The 5,758-nt window shown below is 61.9% G+C and carries 5 protein-coding genes; 1 reads left to right on the forward strand and 4 read right to left on the reverse strand.

Annotated elements, in window-relative coordinates:
* The 4 genes from EN939_RS18320 to EN939_RS18335 form a co-directional block, all read right to left on the reverse strand.
* Window positions 1–986, reverse strand: a 986-nt coding sequence (locus tag EN939_RS18320) for an efflux RND transporter permease subunit (protein ID WP_164751062.1), incomplete at its 3' end; no start/stop codon positions are given.
* Between the two features lie 199 nt (window positions 987–1,185).
* Complete coding sequence (locus tag EN939_RS18325) at window positions 1,186–2,328, reverse strand: efflux RND transporter periplasmic adaptor subunit (RefSeq protein ID WP_127269134.1); 1,143 nt, start codon at window positions 2,326–2,328, stop codon at window positions 1,186–1,188.
* A 51-nt stretch (window positions 2,329–2,379) separates the two neighbouring features.
* Complete coding sequence (locus tag EN939_RS18330; RefSeq protein ID WP_127269135.1) at window positions 2,380–2,985, reverse strand: TetR family transcriptional regulator; 606 nt, start codon at window positions 2,983–2,985, stop codon at window positions 2,380–2,382.
* A 187-nt stretch (window positions 2,986–3,172) separates the two neighbouring features.
* Window positions 3,173–4,813, reverse strand: a complete 1,641-nt coding sequence (locus EN939_RS18335; RefSeq protein WP_127269136.1) for an acyl-CoA synthetase — start codon at window positions 4,811–4,813, stop codon at window positions 3,173–3,175.
* Between the two features lie 187 nt (window positions 4,814–5,000).
* Here EN939_RS18335 and EN939_RS18340 point away from each other — a divergent pair.
* Window positions 5,001–5,758 (forward strand): sugar-binding transcriptional regulator (locus EN939_RS18340; RefSeq protein ID WP_164751063.1); only part of this gene is annotated, 758 nt, incomplete at its 3' end.

Raw genomic sequence — 5,758 nt, forward strand, 5'->3', positions numbered from 1 at the left:
TCGCCATCCCGCTGGTGCTGGCTGCGACCTTCGCCATCATGTACGAACTCGGCATCGACATCCTTGCCGACGTCGGTAACCTTGAAGCCCTTGGCCATGACGACGCCCAACTGCACGCTGTCGTGACCGTTGAAGCGGTATTTGCGCTGGAACGGATCTTCCAGCCCCGAGGTCACCGTGGCGATGTCGCCCAGCCTTGTGACCTGGCCGCCGGCGCGCAGGCGCAGGTTCCGGATATCCTCGACCTTGCCGACATCGCCCTCGACGGAGATGCGTACCGAGTTGGTGCCGGTATCGACGGAGCCGGCCGGGTCGACATTGTTCTGTCCCTTGATCGCATTCTGCAGATCGGTCAGCGTCAGGCCGCGTTCGGCCAGGGCCTTGGACGAGACGTCGACATAGAGCTTTTCCGGCTGGTCGCCGATGATGACGGCCTTCTCGACGCCGGGCGTCGTCAAAAGCATGTCGCGCGCCTGGATGGCGAACTTCTTCAGTTCGGGATAGCTGAAGCCGTCGCCGCTGATCGAATGCAAGGTGATGAAGGTGTCGCCGAACTCGTCGTTGAAATACGGGCCGAGCAGGCCCTGCGGCAGGTCGCCCTGGATATCGCCCACCTTCTTGCGCACCTGGTAGAACGCGTCGGTCACCTCGGCGGTGTTGGTGTCGCCCTTGATCTGCACGGTGATGATGGCGCTGCCGGCGCGGGTGAAGGAGCGCACGAAATCGAGATGCGGCGTTTCCTGCAGCTTGCGTTCGATCTTGTTGACGACCTGGTCTTCCATCTCCTTGATCGAGGAGCCCGGCCAGATCGCCTGGACGACCATGATCCGGAAGGTGAAATCGGGATCTTCCTTCTGGCCCATACGCATCAGGCCGAGCGCGCCGGAAATGATGATCAGGCCGAACAGGAACCGCGCAATGGCGGGATGGCCGATTGCCCAGCGCGACAGGTTGAAGGGCCGCTTCTCTTCCGTGGAATTGGTCATCGACGCTGGTCCATCTATCTAGCGCAACAAAATCGAGGGTTCATAGTGGCTTCCGGGCGGCAAGGCTCTCCGAGCGGAGAAGCACTCATCGCGGTGGGACGCGAGATCGATGTGGGGGTTACATCAATCGAGCGTCTCGGTCGGGCGCCTGCCGCCCGGAAACCAACGACTGCGGGAACGCGCAGCCGGTTGTCTGTCGTCAGCGCACCTGCTTGGCGTCGCCGTCTGCCGCGGATGCCGATTGCAGCGCCGCATCACCAGCGAGCTTCACCTTCAGGTTTTCGGTCATGAATTGCGTGCCGGCGGCGACCACGACATCGCCGGGTTTCAAACCCTCTGCGACACGCACGCCATCGGCGGCGAACTCGGCAACCTTGATCGGACGGGCATGAACGGTGTCGGCGCCACGATCGACGGTCCAGACGATCGATTGGGTGCCTTGCTCGGCCAATGCGCTCAGCGGGATCGAGACCAGCTGCCGCTCATTGGCCGCCGAGGCTTCGATGCTGGCGGTCATGCCGAGCAGCACACGCGGATCGTTTGGCAGGCTGACGCGGACGGCAAAGGTGCGTGACTGCGGATCGGCGCTACCGGCGACTTCGCGGACCTTGCCATCGAGCGCCAGCGCATCGTCGGACCAGAAGCCCGCCTTGACTGCCTTGCCCGGCCTGAATTCGGCGATTTCCATTTCGGGGACGGCGATCAGCACTTCCTTCTCGCCGTCGACGGCGACAGTGACAACCGGCGTACCGGAACCGACGACCTGACCGACGTCGGCACTGACCGTGGTGACGATGCCATCCCTGTCGGCCTTGAGATCGGTATAGCCGACCTGGTTCTTCGCCTGTGCAAGTGTCGAAAGGGCGGAATCACGCGTGGCGACCGCTTGGTCATAGGTCAAGGTCGCCTGTTCGAGCTGTGATTTCGGGGCAAAATTCTTGGCAAAAAGCTGCTCGGCTCGCTTGCGGGCAAGCTCCACAGTCTCGACCTGCCGCTCGGCGGCATCGAGCGCTGCCTGCGCGCTCTTGACCGAGAGGTCGTAGTCAATGGGATCGATGCGGGCGAGCACATCGCCCGCGGCCACATGCTGGCCGATATCGACGAGGCGCTCGGTGATCTTGCCATTGACGCGGAACGCCAGAGCGCTCTCGGTGCGGGCTCGCACCGAGCCGGAATAGGAGAGCGTGCGGGTGTCGTGCACCTTCGCGATCTCGACAACCTTGACGGGACGGATGATATCCTTGACTTCGGCTTTTTCCTGGCTGCAGCCGGCAAGCCCGAGAGTGGCGACGATCAGGCCGGCAACTGGCAGCTTGCGAAGGATGGAATTGGACAAAGACATCTTGGTACTCCGACTGGAGATGAATGGTCGACAACCGGCTGGCGGGGGCTATTACTTCAGAGCTCTGATCGCATAGTCGATCAGATCGTCGGGCATCGCCCGGTTGGTCTTGGCAAGGCACTGCGCAACCATTTGCGGATGGCACAGGATGACCGTTGCGGCACCGAAGCAGCGCGACGCGGTCACCGGGTCCTGTTGTCTGAACTCACCGGCCTCGATGCCGTCGCGGATCACCTCCGCAAACAGGTCGTGAATGCTGTCGACATGCTTGTCGATCACACTCCAGTCCCGTTCGAGGGCGACGATGACCATCTCGTGGACCTTCTGGTCGTCGAGCATGACCTCCATCGTCATCTTGTATTGCGCATGCACGTAACGCCGAAGCCGCTCCTCGGCGCTGATCGGCAGGCGCGAAATCTCGTAGGCCATCTTGTAGCTGGCGCCGAGCATACGGCCGCAGACGGCCTGGTGGATTTCGACCTTGGAGGCGAAGAAACGGTAGATGTTGGCGGGCGACATGCCGAGCTCACGCGCGATGTCGGCGACATTGGTCTTGCCGTAGCCATAGTGCCGGAACAGGCGCTCGGCGCAATCGAGAATGCGCGTTACATTTTCCTGTCGGGCGGCTTCGGCGACTATGGTGGCGGCTTCGGACATGATCCTCTATCGATTTACGAGTGATGAATTTCGATTTTCGTCACTCGTAAATTGAAAAGAGCGACCTGTCAATGCGGATTCGGTGTACACGTACGAATGATGACAGATGGTGACAGGGAACCGACGAAAGTCGCGGAGGCTTTGCCCAATCGCAAAGGTCGTAACTGGAGGAGAGCAGCGACGAGGCTTAAGTCCCCCTCGCCATCTCGCGCAACCGGAATTTCTGGATCTTGCCGGTCGAGGTCTTCGGGATTTCGGCGAAGATGACCGCCTTCGGCACCTTGAACCGGGCAAGCAGCGCGCGGCAATGATCGATGATCTCGGCTTCGGTCGCGGCCTTGCCGGGCTTCAGCTCGACATAGGCAACAGGCACCTCGCCCCATTTGTCGTCGGGCCTGGCGACGACGCCGCAAGAGGCAACCGACGGGTGCTTGTAGAGCGCGTCCTCGACCTCGATAGAGGAAATGTTCTCGCCACCGGAGATGATGATGTCCTTGGAGCGGTCCTTGAGCTGGATGTAGCCATCGGGGTGCATGACGCCGAGATCGCCGGAGTGGAACCAGCCGCCGGCGAAGGCCTCGTCGCTCGCCTTGCGGTTCTTCAAATAGCCTTTCATGACGATGTTGCCGCGGAACATGACCTCGCCGATGGTCTCACCATCGGCCGGTGTGGTCCGCATCGTCTCGGGGTCCATGACGGTCAGGCCTTCGAGCGCCGCATAGCGCACGCCCTGCCGCGCCTTCCTGGCACTGCGCTCGCCCTTTTCGAGATCATCCCAAGCGCCATGCCATTCGTTGACGACCGCCGGACCATAGGTCTCGGTCAGGCCGTAGAGGTGGGTGACGGCAAAGCCGGCATCGGCCATCCCCGACAGCACCGCTTCCGGTGGCGGAGCTGCCGCGGTGTTGAAGGTGACAGTCTGCGGGAATTCGCGCTTGTCCTCCTCCCTGGCATTGATCAGCACCGACATGACGACCGGGGCGCCGCACAGATGGGTGACGCCGTGATCGGCAATCGCATCGTAGATCGGCTTCGGCCGCACCCAGCGCAGGCAGACATGGGTGCCGGCCTGGACAGCGAGCGTCCAGGGAAAGCACCAGCCATTGCAGTGGAACATCGGCAGCGTCCAGAGATAGACGGCGTGCTTGGCCATGCCCGCATGAATGGTGTTGGTGTAGGCCATCAGCGCGGCACCGCGATGGTGGTAGACGACGCCCTTCGGATTGCCTGTCGTTCCGGAAGTGTAGTTGAGCGAGATGGCGTCCCACTCATCGTCGGGCATCGACCAAGCGAAATCCTCGGCGCCGCCTGCAACAAACGCCTCATAGTCCAGCGTGCCAACCCGCTCGCCCTTCGGATACGGCGCGTCGTCGGCGTATTCGGGATCATCATAGTCGATGACCAGCGGCTTGACCTTGGCCAGTTCCAGGGCCTGCCTGACAACGCCGGAGAATTCGCGGTCGACGATCAGCACCTTGGTCTCGGCATGATCGAGCTGGAAGGCGATGACCGCGGCATCGAGGCGGGTGTTGAGCGAATGCAGCACCGCCTTGGTCATCGGCACGCCGAAATGCGCCTCCAGCATCGGCGGCGTGTTTGACAGCATGACGGTGACGGTGTCGCCCTTGCCGATGCCGCGCCTGTCGAGCGCCGAGGCAAGCTTCAGCGACCGCTGCCAGAAGGTGCGATAGTCGATACGCTGGTGGCCATGAATGATGGCGAGATGGTCGGGATAGGTCTTGGCCGCGCGCTCAAGATAGGTGAGCGGTGTCAGCGGTTGATGGTTGGCCGCGTTCTTGTCGAGATCCTGTTCGTAAGGACTGCCCATCCCATGCTCCCCGATTTCTTTCAGACGTTCTAGTCATAGGCTCGGTCCGCGTCACCACAAACGATGCCACGACAGAGCGCATTCGGCGCAATGATGAACCAGATTCAGCGTAAGCGGGAGTATCGCATACCTCTGCCCAGTTTGACTTTTGTCGAGAGCCGTGAATAATGTCAGCCGAGGAGACGGCATGGCGATCCGACCGGCAGAACAACTCATCCACAAGGCCGCCTGGCTCTACTATGCCCATGGCCTGCGGCAGGACCAGGTGGCGAGCCAGCTTAACATTTCCCGTGCCTCGGTCGCCATGTATCTGCGCAAGGCGCGCGAGACCGGCATCGTCAACATCTCGACTTCGACCCAGCTTTTCACCGACGACGTGCTGGCGCGCAAGCTCGAGGATGCGTTGAGCCTCGACGCCGTCTGGATCGCACCGGAGAATGATCATATTGCCGACCCGTCGACGGAAATCGCCGTGCTGGCGGCAAGCGTCTTTCTCGAACTGGTCAAGAAGGGCGACCGCATCGGCGTCGCCTGGGGCCGCACCGTCTATATGATCGCCGACGTGATGTCCTATGCCGATCTGCAGGATGTCACAGTGGTGCAGCTCTGCGGCAATCTCGGCGCACCCTATTCCTATCGCCCCGACCAATGCACCATGGAGATCGCCCGGCGGCTCAACGCCAAGGGGCTCAATTTCTACGCGCCGCTGGTGCTGTCGACGGAAGAACTCGCGCGGGCGCTGCGTGCCGAGCCGGTGATCCGGGAACAATTGTCGGGTGTCAGCGAATGCGACCTGGCGTTATACTCGGTCGGCGCGGTCGACGCCGACAGCCATCTGGTCAAATGCGGCGCGCTGACGCCAAGAGAAATGGCGGATCTGCGCAGCCAAGGCGCTGCCGGCGTGATTGCCGGGCAGATCATAGACGCCGAAGGCAAGGTGCTCGG

The organism is Mesorhizobium sp. M7A.F.Ca.CA.002.05.1.1 (assembly GCF_003998335.1).
Taxonomy (GTDB): Bacteria; Pseudomonadota; Alphaproteobacteria; order Rhizobiales; family Rhizobiaceae; genus Mesorhizobium.

Coding starts and splice junctions, on each gene's coding strand:
- EN939_RS18325 (WP_127269134.1), bottom strand. CDS start 2,328: ATGTCTTTGTCCAATTCCATCCTTCGCAAGCTGCCAGTTGCCGGCCTG.
- EN939_RS18330 (WP_127269135.1), bottom strand. CDS start 2,985: ATGTCCGAAGCCGCCACCATAGTCGCCGAAGCCGCCCGACAGGAAAAT.
- EN939_RS18335 (WP_127269136.1), bottom strand. CDS start 4,813: ATGGGCAGTCCTTACGAACAGGATCTCGACAAGAACGCGGCCAACCAT.